General features: G+C 33.6%; 4 protein-coding genes. 1 reads left to right on the forward strand and 3 read right to left on the reverse strand.

The genetic code is table 11. The features are described 5' to 3' along the window. From NY607_RS24090 to NY607_RS24100, 3 genes are all read right to left on the reverse strand, one after another. On the reverse strand, positions 1-193 hold a 193-nt coding region (locus tag NY607_RS24090; RefSeq protein ID WP_259420588.1), incomplete at its 3' end, for a dimethyladenosine transferase. 1191 nt (positions 194-1384) lie between these two features. Then, positions 1385-1606 (reverse strand): hypothetical protein, encoded by a 222-nt coding sequence (locus tag NY607_RS24095; protein ID WP_259420590.1) that lies wholly within the window; start codon positions 1604-1606, stop codon positions 1385-1387. Positions 1607-1649: 43 nt separating this feature from the next. Next, complete coding sequence (locus tag NY607_RS24100) at positions 1650-1907, reverse strand: hypothetical protein (protein ID WP_259420591.1); 258 nt, start codon at positions 1905-1907, stop codon at positions 1650-1652. 111 nt (positions 1908-2018) lie between these two features. Here NY607_RS24100 and NY607_RS24105 point away from each other — a divergent pair, with 111 nt between their 5' ends. Beyond that, a complete protein-coding gene (locus NY607_RS24105; RefSeq protein ID WP_066036197.1) occupies positions 2019-2261 on the forward strand; it encodes a helix-turn-helix domain-containing protein in 243 nt (80 codons plus the stop codon). Positions 2262-2458 lie beyond the last annotated feature (197 nt).

Raw genomic sequence — 2458 nt, forward strand, 5'->3', positions numbered from 1 at the left:
GATCAATATCCATCGACTGTAGCCATTCCGTCCATTTGCCCGACTCAATGACGTTCTCTTTGACGTGTTTTAGATGCTTACCAATTTCGAAGATTGCTTCGCCTGCTTTACGCATGTTCTTACGAATCGCTGCTTCGTTTGTACGTAAATCTAATGATAAAATTTCGATTTTTTCAGTTGATGTAAGTTGCATGTAGATCTCTCCCTTTGCTGATTATTTGCTGAATACTTCATGCCGATTGATCGACGGAATTGCTTCCTACTATATACACCCAGTAAAGTATTCCGTTTTGGGACAATATTTCAAAAATAATTTCTACAATATACTGCCCGGTAAAATTTGAATTTGATATCACTAAAAAAATACCCCCTACTTTATTTAGCCTACTAAAATCAAATTCTATTAACACTTTTGGAGAAAAGTTGAAAATTAATTCTCATACTATATATTCCCGAGTAAAAAATAATTTCGTTAACACTTTTCAATAAAAAACTTAGCTATTATATATAGCACACTAAAACATCCGATTTGATATCACTTTTGTTGAAATTGAATCTCCTACTATATATTTGCGAGTGTAAATTAATTTCGTTAACACTTTCGGTTAAAAATTTGTCTCCTACTTTGTATACCCGAACAAAAATTCAGTTTCGGACACAGTACGGATAAAAAATTTCTCTCTACTTCTTACTCCCATGTAAAACTTAATTTTGATATCACATTTTGAAAAAATTTCGTTCTACTATTTACTGCACACTAAAACCTCGTGTTTTGGGACAAATAATATAAAAAACTTCGCCCTCACTTTGTATATACCGATTTTTCAATGACGTTTGGGACAAATTGAATGAAAAACTTGTTCTAATACTTAAGCGGACTTGAATATGTCATTTTGCAACAATAAGCATGAAAAACTTTTCCTACTATATACTGGTCTGTAAAATTTAATTCTATTAACACTTTTAAAGAAAAACTCCTTCCTACTGAACTTATATACTCAAAATTTCCGTTTGTCGCACTTTTAGTAAAATTAATTTCCTTCCCTACTAAACTTATAGCCACAAAAAATGAGTTTCGCACACTTTTACGTAAATAAAACTCAGACACCTTTAGTACCTCTACTGTACTTATATACATTAAAAATTAAATCCGTACACTTTTACGTAAATTAATTTCAAAATACGGTATCATAACGAATTTAGTTGAACGATAATCAATTACTTGCATGTCTTAGCCTCCTTACTTAAAACTCCTCGGTAATTTTTTGTCATCTTAACACTTTTTATTAAAATAAGTCTAAATACCCACGAACTATATCGATTTATAAAAAAAGAAACTAGAAGCGTCTGCAACCGCCTCTAGTCAAATTCGGAATATTGTTTATTACACCATTACGTATACAGATAGAGCTATTACTATAGAAAACGCTGTTGTACCGTAATAACACACTCTAAGTTCACCATCTTCGCCTTCTTCACCGAAAAAATACGCGTCTACCTGTTTCGCTGTATTGGCGGCTGCTTTCGTTAGCAACTTAATGTACGCCTTCTTATATTCGCGTTCAAGCGACAGCGCTGTCGCATTACGTTCTTTTATTGGTTTCATGCAGTAATACCTCCAATCGCAGTTGTCGCGAGTATGATTCAGTTTAAGCTAATACTTTCGGAGCTTGCGCAAGGATCGCCAGCAATTCGATAGGTTCTGCGGTATCCAATTCGGAAAAGATTGAGCGTGCCTCATCATCCCACTTGAATAAAATCTTGTTATCACCGATGTATAGAATCGCATCATCTTCATATCCTGGTTGCTTAAATACTTCTAAATATACACCGTCAATAATCTGAGTTCTTTCAACTACGTAACTGTAGCTAGGTTCAACTTCGAAAATTTGTATTTGAGTAAACATTAGATAACCTCCCGATAATTTTTATTTCGGTACGCTTATGAGTACCACTTCTGTTATCATTATATGGTACGCTTTTGCGTAACGTCAAGTATATTTTAGGAGGAATTTTAAATGGCTAAGCAAGTAGTTGTTAAGATTGATTATATAATTGAAAAGTATGAGGTCGGCTCTTTGAGAAAGTTAGCGGAGAAATGCGATATAAGACACGCAGCACTTAGCGAAATGAAAACTGGAAAGAGAAAAAACATCAACTTTGGACATATCGAGAGAATCGCTGAAACATTTGGAATTGATGATATAACGGAGATAATCGATTTTGTAGAAGTAGACGAAGAAAAAGCGCTAGCCGATTAATTGGCTGCGCTTTATTAAATTTATCTAATTTTCTTTTACTTCATTCATAATTTTATAAAATTTTTGATTTGAAAATTCCATAATCTTATAAATTTCTTTTTGTGATCGTTCTATTAAATCCATATGCTGCCTAATCATTCTTCGTGGTGACTCTAAACGCCAACCACCTTCTTCAAGACCTACTTCACGAATAGGCG

The sequence above is a fragment of the Lysinibacillus sp. A4 genome (genome assembly GCF_024919535.1).
Classification (GTDB): Bacteria; Bacillota; Bacilli; order Bacillales_A; family Planococcaceae; genus Lysinibacillus; species Lysinibacillus capsici.